We start from the raw sequence: 17639 nt of genomic DNA on the forward strand, positions 1-17639 counted from the left end.
GTTCGTAACAAGAGCAACAAATCAAGCAAATGCAGAAATGCATGCGAGTGATTCGAGCTCGGGACGACGACTGCACTCAAAGCGTTTGGACTTCGGTCCATGCAATTTCAAGTGAAGAGTTTGATCCTGGCTCAGAGTGAACGCTGGCGGCAGGCCTAACACATGCAAGTCGAACGGCAGCACAGGAGAGCTTGCTCTCCGGGTGGCGAGTGGCGGACGGGTGAGGAATACATCGGAATCTGCCTATTTGTGGGGGATAACCTCGGGAAACCGGGACTAATACCGCATACGACCTACGGGTGAAAGCGGAGGACCTTCGGGCTTCGCGCAGATAGATGAGCCGATGTCGGATTAGCTAGTTGGAGGGGTAATGGCCCACCAAGGCGACGATCCGTAGCTGGTCTGAGAGGATGATCAGCCACACTGGGACTGAGACACGGCCCAGACTCCTACGGGAGGCAGCAGTGGGGAATATTGGACAATGGGCGAAAGCCTGATCCAGCCATGCCGCGTGAGTGAAGAAGGCCTTCGGGTTGTAAAGCTCTTTTGTTGGGGAAGAAAAGCAATCGGTTAATACCCGGTTGTTCTGACGGTACCCAAAGAATAAGCACCGGCTAACTTCGTGCCAGCAGCCGCGGTAATACGAAGGGTGCAAGCGTTACTCGGAATTACTGGGCGTAAAGCGTGCGTAGGTGGTTCGTTAAGTCTGATGTGAAAGCCCCGGGCTCAACCTGGGAATTGCATTGGATACTGGCGGGCTAGAGTACGGTAGAGGGTGGCGGAATTCCTGGTGTAGCAGTGAAATGCGTAGATATCAGGAGGAACATCCGTGGCGAAGGCGGCCACCTGGACCAGTACTGACACTGAGGCACGAAAGCGTGGGGAGCAAACAGGATTAGATACCCTGGTAGTCCACGCCCTAAACGATGCGAACTGGATGTTGGGGACAATTGAGTCTTCAGTATCGAAGCTAACGCGTTAAGTTCGCCGCCTGGGGAGTACGGTCGCAAGACTGAAACTCAAAGGAATTGACGGGGGCCCGCACAAGCGGTGGAGTATGTGGTTTAATTCGATGCAACGCGAAGAACCTTACCTGGCCTTGACATGTCGAGAACTTTCCAGAGATGGATTGGTGCCTTCGGGAACTCGAACACAGGTGCTGCATGGCTGTCGTCAGCTCGTGTCGTGAGATGTTGGGTTAAGTCCCGCAACGAGCGCAACCCTTGTCCTTATTTGCCAGCACGTAATGGTGGGAACTCTAAGGAGACCGCCGGTGACAAACCGGAGGAAGGTGGGGATGACGTCAAGTCATCATGGCCCTTACGGCCAGGGCTACACACGTACTACAATGGTCAGGACAGAGGGCTGCAAACCCGCGAGGGCAAGCCAATCCCAGAAACCTGATCTCAGTCCGGATCGGAGTCTGCAACTCGACTCCGTGAAGTCGGAATCGCTAGTAATCGCAGATCAGCATTGCTGCGGTGAATACGTTCCCGGGCCTTGTACACACCGCCCGTCACACCACGGGAGTCTGTTGCACCAGAAGCAGGTAGCTTAACCTTCGGGAGGGCGCTTGCCACGGTGTGGCCGATGACTGGGGTGAAGTCGTAACAAGGTAGCCGTATCGGAAGGTGCGGCTGGATCACCTCCTTTAGAGACTAAAGACAGCTAATTGCCTGTCAGGCGTCCGCACAAGTGACCTGCATCCAGGAGTTCCACGGCGAAAGCCGGGGGACCGACCCCGTTTTTGGGGCCTTAGCTCAGCTGGGAGAGCACCTGCTTTGCAAGCAGGGGGTCGTCGGTTCGATCCCGACAGGCTCCACCACGCTGGGGAAGACATTGGGTCTGTAGCTCAGGTGGTTAGAGCGCACCCCTGATAAGGGTGAGGCCGGTGGTTCGAGTCCTCCCAGACCCACCATTCCTGGATGATCTGCGCACACACTAAAGATTTAGAAGCGGGACGGCATTGTGGCCGATCCGCGTTCTTTGAAAATCAGGGACGTAGCGAGCGTTTGAGACGAATATCCAAACGTGTCGTTGAGGCTAAGGCGGGGCCCTAGAGGCCCTACATAAATTGAGTGGTTATATTCACGTCCATGCTTTGTACGCATGGGCTGCATATGGCTCCGAGGCGACTTGGGGTTATATGGTCAAGTGAATAAGCGCACACGGTGGATGCCTTGGCGGTCAGAGGCGATGAAGGACGTGGTAGCCTGCGAAAAGTGTCGGGGAGCTGGCAACAAGCTTTGATCCGGCAATGTCCGAATGGGGAAACCCACTCCGCAAGGAGTATTGCATGGTGAATACATAGCCATGCAAGGCGAACCCGGGGAACTGAAATATCTAAGTACCCGGAGGAAAAGAAATCAACCGAGATTCCCCTAGTAGCGACGAGCGAACGGGGAGCAGCCCAAAAGTTGTTCCGGTTCTAGCAAAACAGTCTGGAAAGACTGGCCATAGAAGGTGACAGCCCTGTATGCGAAAGGGCCGGAATGATGATAAGTGAGTAGGGCGGGGCACGAGAAACCCTGTCTGAACATGGGGGGACCATCCTCCAAGGCTAAATACTCCTGACCGACCGATAGTGAACCAGTACCGTGAGGGAAAGGCGAAAAGAACCCCGGTGAGGGGAGTGAAATAGACCCTGAAACCGTGTGCGTACAAGCAGTAGGAGCTCCTTCGTGGAGTGACTGCGTACCTTTTGTATAATGGGTCAGCGACTTACTGTTCGTGGCGAGCTTAACCGTATAGGGGAGGCGAAGGGAAACCGAGTCTGATAAGGGCGCATAGTCGCGGGCAGTAGACCCGAAACCGGGTGATCTAGTCATGCCCAGGGTGAAGGTACCGTAACAGGTACTGGAGGCCCGAACCCACTCCCGTTGCAAAGGTAGGGGATGAGGTGTGATTAGGAGTGAAAAGCTAATCGAACCCGGAGATAGCTGGTTCTCCTCGAAAGCTATTTAGGTAGCGCCTCGCACGAATCTTCTTGGGGGTAGAGCACTGTTATGGCTAGGGGGTCATTGCGACTTACCAAACCATTGCAAACTCCGAATACCAAGACAGAATATGCGGGAGACACACGGCGGGTGCTAACGTTCGTCGTGAAAAGGGAAACAACCCAGACCCACAGCTAAGGTCCCAAATTCCATGCTGAGTGGAAAACCATGTGGAAAGGCACAGACAGCCAGGAGGTTGGCTTAGAAGCAGCCATCCTTTAAAGAAAGCGTAATAGCTCACTGGTCGAGTCGGTCTGCGGGGAAGATTTAACGGGGCTAAGCATGGAACCGAAGCTTGGGGTGCATCACTTTGTGATGCGCGGTAGAGGAGCGTTCCGTAAGCCGTTGAAGGTGGATTGAGAAGTCTGCTGGAGGTATCGGAAGTGCGAATGCTGACATGAGTAACGATAATGGGGGTGAAAAGCCCCCACGCCGAAAGCCCAAGGTTTCCTTGCGCAACGTTAATCGACGCAGGGTGAGTCGGCCCCTAAGGCGAGGCAGAAATGCGTAGTCGATGGGAAGCTGGTTAATATTCCAGCACCTCGCACAAGTGCGATGGAGGGACGGAGAAGGTTAGGTCTACCAGGCGTTGGTTGTCCTGGGGAAAGGAGGTAGGTTTGGGTCTTTGGCAAATCCGGGACCCTTCAAGACCGAGCACCGAGACGAGCTCATTAGAGCGAAGTGACTGATACCACGCTTCCAGGAAAAGCTCCTAAGCTTCAGCTTGTGCAGACCGTACCGTAAACCGACACAGGTGGGTAGGATGAGAATTCTCAGGCGCTTGAGAGAACTCGGGTGAAGGAACTAGGCAAAATGGTACCGTAACTTCGGGAGAAGGTACGCCCTCTTTGGTGGCCACATGCGTGGCTGAGCTGAGGAGGGCCGCAGATACCAGGCCGCTGCGACTGTTTATCAAAAACACAGGACTCTGCAAACACGAAAGTGGACGTATAGGGTCTGACGCCTGCCCGGTGCCGGAAGGTTAATTGATGGGGTCAGCCGCAAGGCGAAGCTCTTGATCGAAGCCCCGGTAAACGGCGGCCGTAACTATAACGGTCCTAAGGTAGCGAAATTCCTTGTCGGGTAAGTTCCGACCTGCACGAATGGCGTAACGATGGCGGCACTGTCTCCACCCGAGACTCAGTGAAATTGAAATCGCTGTGAAGATGCAGCGTTCCCGTGGCAAGACGGAAAGACCCCGTGAACCTTTACTATAGCTTTACACTGAACGTTGAGTTCGTCTGTGTAGGATAGGTGGGAGGCTGTGAAACCCTGGCGCTAGCTGGGGTGGAGCCAACCTTGAAATACCACCCTGTCGTGCTTGACGTTCTAACCTAGGTCCGTTATCCGGATCGGGGACCGTGTATGGTGGGTAGTTTGACTGGGGCGGTCTCCTCCCAAAGAGTAACGGAGGAGCTCGAAGGTACGCTCAGCGCGGTCGGACATCGCGCACTGTGTGCAAAGGCATAAGCGTGCTTGACTGCAAGATCGACGGATCAAGCAGGTACGAAAGTAGGACTTAGTGATCCGGTGGTTCTGTATGGAAGGGCCATCGCTCAACGGATAAAAGGTACTCCGGGGATAACAGGCTGATACCGCCCAAGAGTTCATATCGACGGCGGTGTTTGGCACCTCGATGTCGGCTCATCACATCCTGGGGCTGTAGCCGGTCCCAAGGGTATGGCTGTTCGCCATTTAAAGTGGTACGCGAGCTGGGTTCAGAACGTCGTGAGACAGTTCGGTCCCTATCTGCCATGGGCGTTGGAGATTTGAGAGGGGCTGCTCCTAGTACGAGAGGACCGGAGTGGACGAACCTCTGGTGTTCCGGTTGTCACGCCAGTGGCATTGCCGGGTAGCTACGTTCGGAAGCGATAACCGCTGAAAGCATCTAAGCGGGAAGCGCGCCTCAAGATGAGATCTCCCGGGACACAAGTCCCCTAAAGGAACCATCAAGACTAGGTGGTTGATAGGCTGGGTGTGTAAGCACAGCAATGTGTTGAGCTAACCAGTACTAATGATCCGTGTGGCTTGACCATATAACCTCAAGTGGCCTTGGACTCGACGACGCGTCGATGTTCGACCCAAAAGTTCGCTACGTCCCTATTTATTCGCCAACGGCGGAGCTGATTTCAGGCTCTGTTCCGAGGCAAACCAACGAGAGCGTGTGCGCGTCAAGCCGGTAACGGCCCGCGACCCTCCACCCTCTCCCTGGTGACAATAGCTGCGTGGAACCACCCGATCCCATTCCGAACTCGGAAGTGAAACGCGCATGCGCCGATGGTAGTGTGCATCTAGCATGCGAGAGTAGGTCATCGCCAGGGTTTTACCCCAAAACCCCGCAGCCACGGCTGCGGGGTTTTTCTTTGTGCATCATCCGTGCGGCCTTGCCTAGACGGGCCACCTCCGATAACGTGGGCGACCTTTCAAGACCGGTGAATCCAATGCGTCGTGCCGCCAGTTTGTTGTTTGCCGCCAGTTGCCTCCTGGCGCTGTCGCCAAGTTCTGATGCCGCCGAGCTGGGGCGCGTGGATGTCCAGGGTGCGGTAGGCATGTGCAGGGCGATTACCCAGGCCGACGCGGCCGGCATTCGCTACAGGCCCCTGGCGCTGGCCAACGAGTCCAGTGGAATTGCCCGCGTCGCCTGCAGCTGGCAGGGCGACGACAGCCCCCAGACCGTGCGCGCGGCCAAGCGGCTCGCGGTCACCATCAGCAATTTCGGTGTCGTGCCGGTCGAGGTGAGCTGCACCCTGGTCAACGGCCACCAGACGGGTGCCCTTGTCTATGCGAGCTACACACCCAAGACGGTGGCCATTGCCGCGGGTGCTTCGGCCGAGCTTGCGTGGCTTCCGGGCGACGTCGCGAATTCCAAGCCTTCCGGCATCGACAGGCCGTCGGTGAGCTGCCTGCTTCCGCCGCAGGCGGCGATGATGCACACCACCCGCGAGTACAACGAAAATGTCGGCGCCTGAGGTGCGCGCGGGCGCGCCGCTGGCGGCAACCGCACTGTTCGCGGCGCTCGTGGTCGCTGCGCCGGCCTTTTCGCTCGACGCACGCAGTGCGGAAGTCTCCCGCTATGATTTCCAGGGGGCGGCCGCGATCTGCCAGCCCGCGACCGCCGCCTACGGGCAGTCCGTGCGCTCGCGTCCATTGGCCGTGGTCAACGAAGGCACCAGCAACACCTTCGTGACCTGCGCGCTGCGCGGTGATCCGCGCCCTGGTGGCCGTGGCGCGATGAAGGTCCTGGTTGAAACCGGGGCTCCCGTCGGCAGGAACGGCATCGTGTCCTGCACATTCGTCGACGGCACCCAGCACGGCAATGTGGTCGACGCGGTGTATCGCACAAAATCCGCCAGTGTCGCGGCCGGAAGCCGCGGCGTTACGCTGACCTGGCAGCCGGTCGAGATCGCCGGTGCACCCGAGCACATCTTCCGGCCGGCCGTGCAGTGCATGCTCAGCCCAGGGATTGCGTTGCACTACCTCAGCGTGACCTACGACGAAGACGTCGGTAGCTGAGGGGTCCCGCCCGGACCGTAACGCGCGGTAATTCCGCGCTCAGCGTACCCGCGGCGGCGTTCCGCCGACGATCACCACGTCGGCAGGGCGACGCGCGAACAGTCCGACGCTGACCACGCCCGGCACCTGGTTGAGCATTCGCTCCAGCGCCATCGGGTCGGTGATCGACAGGCCATGGATGTCGATCACCCAGTTGCCGTTGTCGGTCACCGTGCCCTGGCGCCAGACCGGTTGGCCGCCGGTCAGCGCCACGATCTCGCGTCCGACCAGGCTCCGCGCCATCGGGATCACTTCAACCGGCAGCGGAAAGCGGCCCAATACGGCAACCTCTTTCGAGGGGTCGATGATGCAGACAAAGGTTTTCGCCGCTTCGGCGATGATCTTTTCGCGCGTGAGCGCAGCGCCGCCACCCTTGATGAGACACTTGCCCGGATCGCATTCGTCGGCGCCGTCAACGTAAAGCGGGACCGGGCCGCAGGCATTCAGGTCCAGGACCTCGATGCCATGCCCGCGCAGTCGTTCCGTGCTCTGGTCCGAGCTCGACACCGCGCCGGCGATGCGGTCGCGGATGCCGGCAAGCGCGTCGATGAAGAACGCGACGGTCGATCCGGTGCCCACGCCCACCACCATGCCGTCTTCGACGTAGTCCAGGGCCTTTTCGCCGGCCAGGCGCTTGGCTTCGCTCATTTCGGCTCCATCGCCAGCAGGATCTTCCACTGCGCGGCGCCTACCGGCAGCACCGACAGGCGGGTGCCCTTGCGGATCAGCGCGAAGTCCTCGCCCAGCGATTCCGAGCGACCGCGGATGGCTTCAAGCGTGACGGGTGCGGCGAGCCTGCGTACGAAGCCGACGTCGACCAGCATCCAGCGCGGCTCCTGCGGGCTCGCCTTGGGATCGAAGTATTTCGACTGGCGGTCGAACTGGGTCGGATCCGGATAGGGCGCGCTCGCGACCTCGGCAATTCCGTAGATGCCGGGCACCTTGCAGTTGGAGTGGTAGAACAACACGCCGTCACCGATCTGCATGCCGTCGCGCATGAAATTGCGCGCCTGGTAGTTGCGCACGCCGGTCCATGGCTCGGTGCCGACCCGTTCAAGGTCGTCGATCGAGAAGTCCTCGGGCTCGGACTTCATCAGCCAGTATCGTTTGCGCGTGCGGGTGGTCATGTCGGTCGGAAATGGGTGGATTGATCGGTGCAGACCGCGTCGAGCTGGACGTCCCACTCTTCGCTGGGAAGGTCTTCGTCGACGCGCTGGAATTCAAACGCAGCGCCGACCAGCCGCGGTGGCGCGGATTGCCGATGCCGGAAGGCGAAGCTGCGATCGTACCAGCCGCCGCCCATGCCAAGCCGGTGGCAGCGGGTGTCGAACGCGACCAGGGGCACGACCACAAGGTCCAGCGCCGCCGGCTCCAGGAGTGCCCCGGGCGCAAGCGCGGGCTCCGGGATGCCGTAGCGATTGGGTACAACGGGTTCGCCCGGGCGCCACGGGCCGAAGCGCAGGCAGCCGTCGTCCTGCAGCACCGGCAGGCAATAGATGCAGTCGGCGGGAAGCCGCAGCTGCCAGACATGGAGGGCGATTTCACCGTCGGCGGCCCAGTAGCCGGCGACAGCGGCGCCGGGTGCAAGCGGCAGCGAAAGCAGCTGTCCGGCAAGCGCGCCGGCCGAACCGATGCGTGCCGCAGGAGGAACCCCACGCCGGCGCTCGCGCATGAGGCGGCGCGTATGGCCGCGATTCGGTGGACTCACGTCATGCGCGGCGCAAGGCTCGCCGCCGGGAGTCGGAAAAGAGATACGTCCTCCACCATGTCGATGCATACCAAACGACCTTGAACCCGGGGTTCAAGTGGAGACGCTTGGCTGCCGTCGGGCTTTCCGCTCGGGGGCGGACATGCACGCCAGGCTACCGTCGCGTCCCCGTGGTCGTGATTAAGGGACAAGGCGAATGTTTGTGTACGCCGTCGGTCACGGCAGAGGACGCAGGTGCAGTATACCCCCTGGTCCTGCGGCCCGAAGGCCATCCGTCGGTGGACGTTCACCTTGGGCCTGTCCGCTCGGTCGCTGCGCTCGCCGTCACGCATCGAGCAGCGCGTCGAGCTTCAGCTCCAGCGCCGACAGCGCATCGGCCAGTTCCCGGTCGCGACGCTCGGCATCCCTGCGCAGCTGTTCGAGTTCGTGCGCCAGGTTGAGTGCGGCAAGCACCGCGACGCGATCGATCGCGGCCATGCGGTTGGCACCGCGCACCTCGCGCATGCGCGCATCCAGCACGCGTGCCGCGGCCATGAGGCCCTCCACTTCGCCGGCACCCACGCCAACGGTGTACTCGCGATCAAGCACCCGTACGCTGACCGCCTCGGTGCTGCTCACGTGTGCTGCTCCAGTGACTTGAGGTGCGCGATCATCGCCTCGACCCGGCTGCGCGCCTGTTCGTTCCTGGTCAGCAGCTGGGACCGTTCCCCCGAGGCCTGTTCATGCTGCTGACGGAGGCTGCGGTTTTCCTCGCCCAGCCGCCGCGTGCGCAGCGCGAGCTCGTCGAAGCGTTCTGAAAGCCGCCGCAGCTGGGCAAGTACGTCCGGAGTGTCCATCAGCGGCACGATAGCAGGCGGGCGGGAGTGGTCAAGGCGTGCCGATGGTGCTGGCAGTGGCGGGCGCCGCGGATTGCCGACGGTTGTGGAAGTAGGCCATGCAGGACACCGCGTCCAGGGGCTGCGACACCCAGAAGCCCTGGATCTCGTCGCAGTCGTTGCGGGCCAGGAACCGCGCCTGGTCCGCGGTCTCCACCCCTTCGGCCACCACGGTCAGGCCGAGTCCGTGCGCCATCGCGATCACCGTGGTCGTGATCGACGCGCCTTCGCGGTCGTTGCAGACGTCGGCGATGAATGTCTTGTCGATCTTGATCGTGGTGATCGGCAGTCGCTTGAGGTAGGCAAGCGACGAGTAGCCGGTGCCGAAATCGTCGATCGCCAGCGAAACGCCCAGCTCGCGGAAGGCCTGCAGCTTGTGCGCGGTCTGCGCGGCGTTGGCCATGAGCATGCTTTCGGTGAGCTCCAGTTCCAGGGCCTGCGCCGGTATGCCGGTATCGTCCAGTACGCCGCGCACGACGTCGGCGAAGTCACCGCGCAACAGCTGCAGCACCGACATGTTCACCGATACCCGGACATCGGACAGGCCATGGTCGCGCCAGCGGCGGGCCGCCAGGCAGGCCTCGCGCAGGACCCATTCGCCGATCTCGAGGATCATGCCGTTCTCTTCGGCAAGCGGGATGAAGTCGGCCGGCGGGATCTCGCCGTGCTCGGGACTGGTCCAGCGCAGCAGCGCTTCGGCGCCGGTGATGCGTGAAGACGCCAGCGCCTGCCGTGGCTGGTAGACCACCCGCAGCTCACCGCGGTCGAGCGCCTTGTGCAGCGCGCCGGCGAGGATCGCGCGCCGGCGGATCGCGGCTTCCATGCTGTCGTCGTAGCGCATCCAGGTGCGGCGGCCGGCGGCCTTGGCTTGGTACATGGCGGCATCGGCGCGCTTGAGGAGCTCGGTGGGCACCTGGGCGTGGTCTGGATACAGGCTGACGCCGATCGAGGCCGATACCGAAACCTCCTGGCCGTCTTCGGGAACCAGTGGCGCCTCGAACGCCATGATGATCTCCCGCGCCACGCGCTCGGCGTCCTCGGGTACGGCCAACCCCTCGAGGATCACCGTGAACTCGTCGCCCGCCAGCCGGGCCACGGTCTGCCCCGGGCCGACGGCCTGCTGCAGGCGGGCCGCCGCCGCGCGCAGGATGCGGTCGCCGGCGGCGTGGCCAAGTGAATCGTTGATGTCCTTGAAGCGGTCGAGGTCGAGGAACAGCACAGCGACCCGGGAGCCATCGCGCCGGGCGTGGACGATCGCGCGCGACAGACGCTCTGCAAGCAGCGAACGGTTGGGCAGGTTGGTCAGCGAGTCGAAGTTGGCCACGTAGCGCAGCTCTTCCTCGGCGCGCTTCTGCAGCGTGATGTCGCTGAGCATCAGCACGTGCATGCGTTCGCCGCCGGCGTCGCCATCACGCACGGTGGCGGCCTCCACGGCGCAGAGGAGTTCCTCGCCGTTGCTTTCCCGCTGCCACATTTCGCCCGACCAGCGGCCGTCGCGCCGGAGGTGCTCGCGCATGCTGCGTCCGCGGGTGTGATCGTGCCGGACACTGTCGAGGACCTCCACGCCGCGCCCGATGACGTCGGCCGCGCCGTGGCCGGTGATGCGCGTGAACGCGGGATTCACCGAAAGGAACCGGAAGCGGTCGTCAAGGACCGCAACCGCCTCGTTCATGCTGCGCAGCACTTCGCTGGCGATGCGGTTCTCGCGCTCCACCGCGCGGGTGGTACTGATGTCGAGCGAGGTTCCGGCCACCCGCAGGATGGCGCCGTCGGCCTGGCGCTCGACCGCGCGGCCGCGGGCCCTGATCCAGGTCCACTGGCCCTGGGTCGACGCCGGGCTGTCGGCGCGGACCCGGTGTTCGGACGAAAACTCCGCGGTCTCGCCGGCGGCGTAACGATGCATGGCGTCGACAACGCCCGGCAGGTCGTCGGGATGGATCACGGCGGCCGGCTCCGCCTGCTCGGAGCTGAAATCGTGCCTGCGGCCATCGCCCTCGTGGCGGGCGACCAGGTATTGCAGGCGCGCGCTCGGGACATGGAAGTCCCAATAGCGCTGGCCGCTCGCCCACAGGGCCATGCGAAAGCTCTGCTCGCGCGCCTGCAGCGATGCCACCAGGCTGCGCGCCTTTCGCGCACGCATGGCAAGAACGCCGCAGGCTACAGCCAGCAGCATCGCCGCGATGATCACAGGTCCAGCTCCACCGGCCACGGGCAAGGCGGCTCTCCCCACCGCCTCCCCTGGCGGACATCGCAGTGTATGCGCGCGCGCGCGCCGGCAACAAGCCGCGCCCGGCGGTACACTGCCGTGGTCCATCGCAGACTCCGCGCCATGTCCGAAAAATCATTGCCTACCCTGTCCGAAGTCGAACAGGCCTGCCGCGAGTCCGGCCTCGCCACGCCCGCGCCCGAACTGCACGGAAGCCTTTGCGGCTGGCTGGCCGGTGGCGGCGACGCCGCGGGCAACTCGCTGGCCCGGGTGATGGTGGACGACAGCCTCCCGGCCCCGGCCGAAGGCTCGGTGCTGGCGCGCCTGCAGTCGGCAACGCGAAGCCAGTTCGAAGACCGCGAATTCGGGCTGGTCCTGCTCGGCCCCGACGACGACGCCTCCCTGGCCGCGCGCAGCGGCGCCCTGTTCGACTGGTGCCGCGGTTTCGTTGGCGCGTTCGGCCTCGCCGCCGGTGGCGGGGCGAAGCTTTCCGAGGAGGGCGAGGAAGCCCTTGCCGACCTCGCACGCCTTGCGCGCGCCACGGCCCAGGATGACGGTGACGAGGAAGACGAAGCCGCGCTGGCCGAGATCGAAGAGTTCGTCCGCGTCGCCGCACTGCTCCTGCACGGAGATTGCGCGCTGGCCGCTCGCCACCGCAACAGCCTCAACTGAGAGCCGCTGCATGGCCTTTGCCGTACCGACCAGCAGCTGCAAGCGTCGCCGCCGCCAGCTCATGCGGATGGCCGGTGATGACGCGATCATCATCCTTCCCGCCGCGCCCGAGCGCGTGCGCAGCCGCGACACCTTCCATCCCTACCGGCCGGACTCCGACGTCCTGTACCTCAGCGGGTTCGACGAGCCCGAAGCGGTCCTGGTGCTCGTGCCCGGCCGCAAGCACGGCGAAAGCCTGCTGTTCTGTCGCGAACGCGACGCCGCGCGCGAGGCCTGGGACGGCCGCCGCGTCGGCCCCGAAGGCGCCCCGGACGCACTTGGCATCGACGACGCCTACGCCATCGACGACATCGACGACATCCTGCCCGGGCTGATCGAAGGCCGCCGCCGCGTCTACTACCACTTCGGCCGCGACACCGACTTCGACCTCAAGCTGATCGGCTGGGTCAACAGCGTCCGCGCCCAGGTGCGCCATGGTGCGCAGCCGCCGCACGAGTTCCTCGAACTCGGCCACCTGCTCGACGAGATGCGCCTGTTCAAGGGCGCCGACGAGCTGCGGCTGATGCGCCGCGCCGCGGCGATCAGCGTGCAGGCGCACGAAGCGGTGATGCGCGCGGCGCGCGCCGGCATGCGCGAATACGAACTGCAGGCCGAACTCGAGCGCGTATTCCGCGCCGCCGGTGCCGAGCCGGCCTATTCCAGCATCATCGGCGCGGGCGCCAATGCCTGCGTCCTCCACTACCGCGACAACCGCGCCACGGTGCGGCGCGGCGAACTGGTGCTGGTCGACGCCGGGGCCGAGCATCGCGGCTATGCCGCCGACATCACCCGCACCTTCCCGGTCGACGGCCGGTTCAGCCGCGAGCAACGGACGCTGCACGACCTGGTCGATGCCGCCTACGCCGCGGCGCTCGCGCAGGCGCGGCCCGGCGTGCCCTACGAGGCCGGCCACCTGGCCGCGGTGGAGGTGCTCACCGAGGGCATGCTGTCACTGGGCCTGCTGAAGGGAACGCTGCGCAAGGCGCTGGCGGACGAGGCCTACAAGCGCTACTACCCGCACAAGACCGGCCACTGGATCGGCCTGGACGTGCACGACGTGGGCGACTACCGCATCGACGGCGAATCGCGCCTGCTCGAGCCGGGCATGGTTTACACCATCGAGCCCGGCATCTACATCCCGCCCGGCGACACCGGCGTTGCAGCCAAGTGGCGCGGCATCGGCATCCGCACCGAGGACGACGTGGCCATCACCCGTGACGGCCACGAGGTGCTGACCGCCGGGCTGGCGCGCAGCGCCGACGAGATCGAAGAGTTCATGGCGGGCTGACTGCCGGCACGGGCGACCGCCCATGCCGGCGCTGCTTCGTTCGGCGCGGGCGGCGCTCAGCCCAGGGCGGCGAACTCTTCGCGGGTCAGGTTCACCGGCTCGCCGTCCGTGCACACCACGTTGTCCTCGATGCGCACGCCGCCGAAAGGACGGAAGGCATCCACGCGGTCCCAGTCCACCAGGCCGGCGTTGTCGCTGGCCTTGAGGTCCTCGAGCAGCATGTCGCCGAAGTACAGGCCGGGCTCGATCGTCACCACCATGCCCGGCGCCAGCTCGCGCGTCAGTCGCAGATAGGGATGGCCCTCGGGCTTGTCGATGCTGCCGCCGGCGTCGGAGGCGGCGAAGCCGGCGACATCGTGCACCTGCAGGCCCAGGCCGTGGCCGATGCCGTGGGGGAAGAAGCTCGCGCTGAGGCCCGTCGCCACGGCCTCCTCGGCGCCGCAGGTGATCACGCCGAATTCCTTCAGCACGCCCGACAGGGCGAGGTGCGCGTCGAGGTGCAGCTGCCGGTAGTCGATGCCGGCGCGGACCTGGTCGCACATGGCCAGCTCGGCGCGATCAACGGCGTCGACGAAGGCCTGGAACTCGCTTTCACGATCCAGCGCGTGGGTGCGGGTGATGTCGGCGGCGTAGCCGGCGTGGCCGGCGCCGGCATCGAGCAGGAAGCTCAGCACCGGCTTCGGCGGCAGGTGGTCGCGCTCGGTGTAGTGCAGCACCGCACCATGGCCGTTGAGGGCGACGATGCTGCTGTACGGCAGGTCGTTGGCGTCCTGGCCCACCGCCTGGCAATAGGCCAGGTGGATGCCGAACTCGCTGGCACCGGCGCGGAAGGCGCGCTCGGCGGCGCGATGGCCGCGGACCGCACGCCGGTTGGCCTCGCGCAGCATGGCCAGTTCGTAGGGTGTCTTGTAGGCGCGGTGGTAGTCGAGGTAGTCGAGCACCGGCTGCGGATTGTTGGGCGCGAATGCACCGTAGCGGCCGAGCGCGCTCTGCGCCTCGCCGAGGATCGCGCAGCGGGTGGCGTCCCGCGGCAGGTGCTGCAGGGCCTCGTCGGGCGTGCGCACCACGGTGATGTCGAAATGTTCGACCCAATCGCCGGACGGCGCCTCGGGCACCACGTGCCAGTAATCGCGCGGCTGCAGGTAGACCAGCTTCGGGCGCGCGCCGGGCGTGGCCACCAGCCAGCTGCCCGGGTTGGCCAGCAGCGGCACCCAGGCCTTGAACTGGGGGTTCACCGCATACGGATAGTCGCGGTCGTCGAAGAGCTGGTAATGCAGGGTGCCGCTGGGAACGACCAGATGGTCGAAGCCGCCGCGCTCCAGCGCGATGGCGGTGCGCGCGATCAGCGTCTCGATGTGGGCGGCGTACAGGGATGCGGTGGTCTGGGTGGTCATGGCGGATACGCAGGCGGGAGTGGTCCCATTTTGCCGCATCGTCCGGTGCGTCGCCGGGATCCGCTATTCGTAGCGGCTTCCGGGCGCGTCGATCCATGCGCGCAGCGGCCGCGCCTGCAGTTCGGTGATGCCGAGGAACCGGAAACCGGCCCAGGTCTGGCCCGGGGCGCTGGCCTGGTCCATCCACAGCAGGTGGGCGCCGATCTCGACGTTGGACTCATCGCCGCCTTCCGTCGGCAGGCTGAAGCGGAACTGGTACAGGGCGTCGTCGACCAGCGGCGTCCCGGCCATCAGCAGCATGCCGGTTTCGGAGAGGTTGCCGATCCGCCCGACCACGCGTTCGGTCATGGCGTCGATCACCAGGATGGTCGCGGGGGCCTTGCGTCGCCGGGCGCGCCGGAACTCGTTGATCATGCGTGCGAATCCGCGTCGATGGCCAGGGCGTCGCTGCGCCCGGCGAAGCTGCGCAGGGTACGCAGCGCAGCCTGCCAGGCGCGGTCGACCAGGCGGCCGCGCTCCGCGGTGACGATGCGCGCCTGCCCGGCCGCGATCATCCGTGCCAGCGAATCCAGCGAATGCTCGCCGATGCGCTGTCCGCGCTGGTTCACGAACAGTGCGTTGTCGGTGACCGGGCTGAACCACGACATTCGGCGGCGGACGACGTCGCCCTGCTGGTTGGTGGTGAATTCGATCCAGGCGCCGAAGGGCATCACCCGGAGCTGCTCGTAGCGCGCCTGCTCCTCGGGCGTGCGCGGCGGCAGGTCCGGGCGTCGCGCCCGTTCGGCATCCTCGCCGAGCCGGGTGCGCGCCTTGAGCTTCATCGCCAGCTCGGTGCGCGATGCCGGGTCGTCCTCGTCGCTGCGGCTGCTGGTCAGGCGCGCGGCGATGATGCCGGCTTCGTCGGCGTGGTAGCCGACCTGCGACAGGGCGGCTTCGACGTGGGTCGTCAGCGCCGGATCGGCGAGTTCTTCACCGCGCGCGCAGGCGCTGATGATGCGCCGGGTGGCATCCAGCTGGGCCTGCCACTCGGGCGAATCCTCGCCCTGGCGAAGCAGGCTGAGGGTCAGGACATCGGTCCAGGCCTGGTTGAGCAGCGCCCGGGAGAATTTGGGGATCCGCTGGTCGCCGAGGAGCTTTTCGAGCACGGCCGCCGAGCGGAGCTTGGCGACCTCGAGCTTTTCCTTGCCGCGGGCGGCTTCGACGTGCCGGCGCTCGAGCATTTCGGCCTTGCGTACCTGCGCCTGCAGGTGTGCCTGCAACTGCTCGTTGCTGGCCTCGAACACCTTGTTGTCGCCGTCGTACTTCTCGACGACCTGGCTGACCGCCTGCTGCAGCGGCAGCAGCAGCTGTGGATCGACGTCGTCCTTGTCGAGCCAGCTTGCGGCGGTCTCGGCGACGGTGTTGAGCAGCTCGCGCGCCGGATGCGTCGCCTGGACGAAGAAGGCCTGGTCCTGGAGCGCGACGCGCAGCAGCGGCAGCTGCAGCCTGCGGATCAGGGCGGCAGCCGGGGCGTCGGTCCGGATCTCGCCTTCAAGCTGGCCGTACAGCAGGTGCAGGAGCTCGAAGGTGTCGTTGTCGCGCTGCGACAGGTTGGCGCCCTTGCCGTGGCGCTGGCGCGCCTGCGCCAGCAGCATCTGGCGCACGTCCATCAGGCTCGGCTTGGCACCACCGGGAGCGTCCGGCTGGCGCTGTATCGATCCCAGCGCGTCCATCAGCTCGCTGGTTCCCAGCGTTGCCATCGGGCCCGCGGGTCTGGTGGCACGCAGCTTGCCGATCAGTGCGCGGCGTCCGGCCAGCAGCTGCTGCAGGGCACCGTAAGACGCCTGCTCGTCGCTGCCGGCGAATGCGGTGGTGGTTTCCGCCATCCATCCGGTGTGCGGGCGCCCGGCGCCCGCAGGCCCCGGGCCTGCCGCCGACGGCTTCGAGCGGCGCTGGGTGCCGCCACCGATGCCGCCATTGTCGCCAGCGCCATTGCGCGCCCCCGCGCCCACTGCCGCATCACCTTGCCCGGCGTTCCGCGACGCGTTGTCCGCACTGCGCTGTTCAACCCCGCCCTCGCGCCCGGAGCCGCTGCGCCCGTCCTGCGCGCCGCGGGCACCGCGGTGGCTGGACCGTCCAGGGGCCGCGCTCTCGGCGGCGTCCTCGGCCTGGCCGCGTGGCGAAGCGCGCAGCCGCGCGGGCACATAGGTCAGTCCCTTGAGGACACCCGCCTGGTCGAGGGTGGCGTCGAGCTTCTCGAGCACCGGTGCGTAGTGGGCCATGACCATGCGGTCGAACAGCCGGTACAGCAGTTCGCGCGCCTCGGCTCCGAGCTGGAGGGCGTGGCAGGCGCTGCGCAGGGCGCGACACACCGCCTGCGGGCCAAGCGGCAGGCGTTCGGCGTCAGGCGCCGGGGTCCCGGCCAGTACGCCGAAGCGCTGGCCAAGCAGGTGCATCGGCAGGCTGGCGCGGCCTTCCTGCCGGATCGCGATCTCGCGCAGCAGCGTGTCCTCGTCGACCATCGAATCGTCGACCAGGCTCAGGATCCGTCCGGCGGCGGGCGCTGCCGGAGGCGGCTTCGCTTCGGCCACCTGCACCGCGCGCAGCGTGGCCAGGCCGATTTCCAGCTCGAGCATGAACTGCGGCACCAGGTCGGAGCGGTTCACGCGGAAGCTGCGCAGCGCCTGCACGTAGGCGGACTCGCTGCCCGGGTGCGTGGAGCGCTCGGCCAGGCGGAACAGCTCCTGCTCGTACTCGTCCAGCATCAATGCCAGGTACGGATCGAGCTCCATCGACACGAGCGTCAAGGCCGCGTCCAAGGCCTTGCGTACGCGCCTGGGGAGGTCGACGGCCGCAAGGCCGCGCCGACCCGGGCCATCGTTGGAATGTGTCGTCAATGGCATGAGTGTTCGCTGGTTCCCCTGTGGGTT

Annotated in this window: 13 protein-coding genes, 2 tRNA genes, 3 rRNA genes and 1 other RNA gene; 9 read left to right on the forward strand and 10 right to left on the reverse strand. The window is 65.0% G+C overall.

The features are described 5' to 3' along the window. The first annotated feature begins 108 nt into the window (after nt 1–108). From WCE37_RS08825 to WCE37_RS08855, 7 genes are all read left to right on the forward strand, one after another. Nucleotides 109–1653: ribosomal RNA gene (locus WCE37_RS08825) — 16S ribosomal RNA — on the forward strand. Between the two features lie 96 nt (nt 1654–1749). Further along, nucleotides 1750–1825, forward strand: a tRNA-Ala gene (locus tag WCE37_RS08830). Between the two features lie 16 nt (nt 1826–1841). After that, nucleotides 1842–1918, forward strand: a tRNA-Ile gene (locus WCE37_RS08835). A gap of 230 nt (nt 1919–2148) precedes the next feature. Further along, nucleotides 2149–5032 (forward strand): 23S ribosomal RNA (locus WCE37_RS08840). A gap of 171 nt (nt 5033–5203) precedes the next feature. Further along, nucleotides 5204–5317, forward strand: a 5S ribosomal RNA gene (rrf, locus tag WCE37_RS08845). Together the 16S, 23S and 5S rRNA genes with 2 tRNA genes alongside form the textbook arrangement of a ribosomal RNA operon. Nucleotides 5318–5437: 120 nt before the next feature. After that, the gene (locus WCE37_RS08850) at nt 5438–5965 is read left to right on the forward strand and encodes a hypothetical protein (protein ID WP_343279028.1); all 528 of its coding nucleotides are present in this window, start codon (nt 5438–5440) and stop codon (nt 5963–5965) included. Nucleotide 5966: 1 nt separating this feature from the next. Further along, nucleotides 5967–6509 (forward strand): hypothetical protein, encoded by a 543-nt coding sequence (locus tag WCE37_RS08855; protein ID WP_343279029.1) that lies wholly within the window; start codon nt 5967–5969, stop codon nt 6507–6509. Nucleotides 6510–6548: 39 nt separating this feature from the next. On the opposite strand, the gene rpiA is transcribed toward WCE37_RS08855, so the two are convergent. The 7 genes from rpiA to WCE37_RS08890 all read right to left on the reverse strand — a co-directional run bounded on the left by rpiA (nt 6549) and on the right by WCE37_RS08890 (nt 11271). Next, nucleotides 6549–7196 carry a ribose-5-phosphate isomerase RpiA gene (gene rpiA / locus WCE37_RS08860; RefSeq protein WP_343279030.1) on the reverse strand — a complete coding sequence of 216 codons (648 nt, stop codon included), beginning with the start codon at nt 7194–7196 and terminating at the stop codon, nt 6549–6551. Continuing rightward, entirely contained in the window at nt 7193–7675 is a 483-nt protein-coding gene (locus WCE37_RS08865) for an EVE domain-containing protein (RefSeq protein ID WP_343279031.1), read from the reverse strand. The genes rpiA and WCE37_RS08865 overlap by 4 nt, the downstream gene beginning before the upstream one ends. Beyond that, a complete protein-coding gene (locus WCE37_RS08870; RefSeq protein WP_343279179.1) occupies nt 7672–8220 on the reverse strand; it encodes a 5-formyltetrahydrofolate cyclo-ligase in 549 nt (182 codons plus the stop codon). Before WCE37_RS08870 ends, WCE37_RS08865 begins: the two co-directional genes overlap by 4 nt. 81 nt (nt 8221–8301) lie before the next feature. After that, nucleotides 8302–8487, reverse strand: a non-coding RNA gene (gene ssrS / locus WCE37_RS08875) — 6S RNA. 93 nt (nt 8488–8580) lie between these two features. Beyond that, nucleotides 8581–8874 carry a cell division protein ZapA gene (locus WCE37_RS08880; RefSeq protein ID WP_343279032.1) on the reverse strand — a complete coding sequence of 98 codons (294 nt, stop codon included), beginning with the start codon at nt 8872–8874 and terminating at the stop codon, nt 8581–8583. After that, nucleotides 8871–9092, reverse strand: a complete 222-nt coding sequence (locus tag WCE37_RS08885; protein WP_343254726.1) for a TIGR02449 family protein — start codon at nt 9090–9092, stop codon at nt 8871–8873. The genes WCE37_RS08880 and WCE37_RS08885 overlap by 4 nt, the downstream gene beginning before the upstream one ends. 31 nt (nt 9093–9123) lie before the next feature. Continuing rightward, on the reverse strand, nt 9124–11271 hold the full coding sequence (locus tag WCE37_RS08890) for an EAL domain-containing protein (protein WP_343279033.1): 2148 nt from the start codon (nt 11269–11271) through the stop codon (nt 9124–9126). Between the two features lie 189 nt (nt 11272–11460). Here WCE37_RS08890 and WCE37_RS08895 point away from each other — a divergent pair, with 189 nt between their 5' ends. After that, nucleotides 11461–12009, forward strand: a complete 549-nt coding sequence (locus WCE37_RS08895; RefSeq protein ID WP_343279034.1) for a UPF0149 family protein — start codon at nt 11461–11463, stop codon at nt 12007–12009. Nucleotides 12010–12019: 10 nt separating this feature from the next. Then, the gene (locus WCE37_RS08900) at nt 12020–13336 is read left to right on the forward strand and encodes an aminopeptidase P N-terminal domain-containing protein (protein ID WP_343279035.1); all 1317 of its coding nucleotides are present in this window, start codon (nt 12020–12022) and stop codon (nt 13334–13336) included. A 56-nt stretch (nt 13337–13392) separates the two neighbouring features. Here WCE37_RS08900 and pepQ read toward each other — a convergent pair whose 3' ends face one another. From pepQ to WCE37_RS08915, 3 genes are all read right to left on the reverse strand, one after another. Then, on the reverse strand, nt 13393–14730 hold the full coding sequence (pepQ, locus tag WCE37_RS08905; RefSeq protein WP_343279036.1) for a Xaa-Pro dipeptidase: 1338 nt from the start codon (nt 14728–14730) through the stop codon (nt 13393–13395). A gap of 63 nt (nt 14731–14793) precedes the next feature. Further along, nucleotides 14794–15144: a PilZ domain-containing protein gene (locus WCE37_RS08910; protein ID WP_343279037.1), complete on the reverse strand. Its 351-nt coding sequence runs from the start codon at nt 15142–15144 to the stop codon at nt 14794–14796. Next, nucleotides 15141–17612, reverse strand: coding sequence for a DUF1631 family protein (locus tag WCE37_RS08915; protein ID WP_343279038.1), 2472 nt, complete (start codon nt 17610–17612; stop codon nt 15141–15143). The genes WCE37_RS08910 and WCE37_RS08915 overlap by 4 nt, the downstream gene beginning before the upstream one ends. Nucleotides 17613–17639: the final 27 nt, after the last annotated feature.

Source organism: Luteimonas sp. MJ250 (assembly GCF_039548455.1).
In the GTDB taxonomy this organism is placed as follows: Bacteria; Pseudomonadota; Gammaproteobacteria; order Xanthomonadales; family Xanthomonadaceae; genus Luteimonas.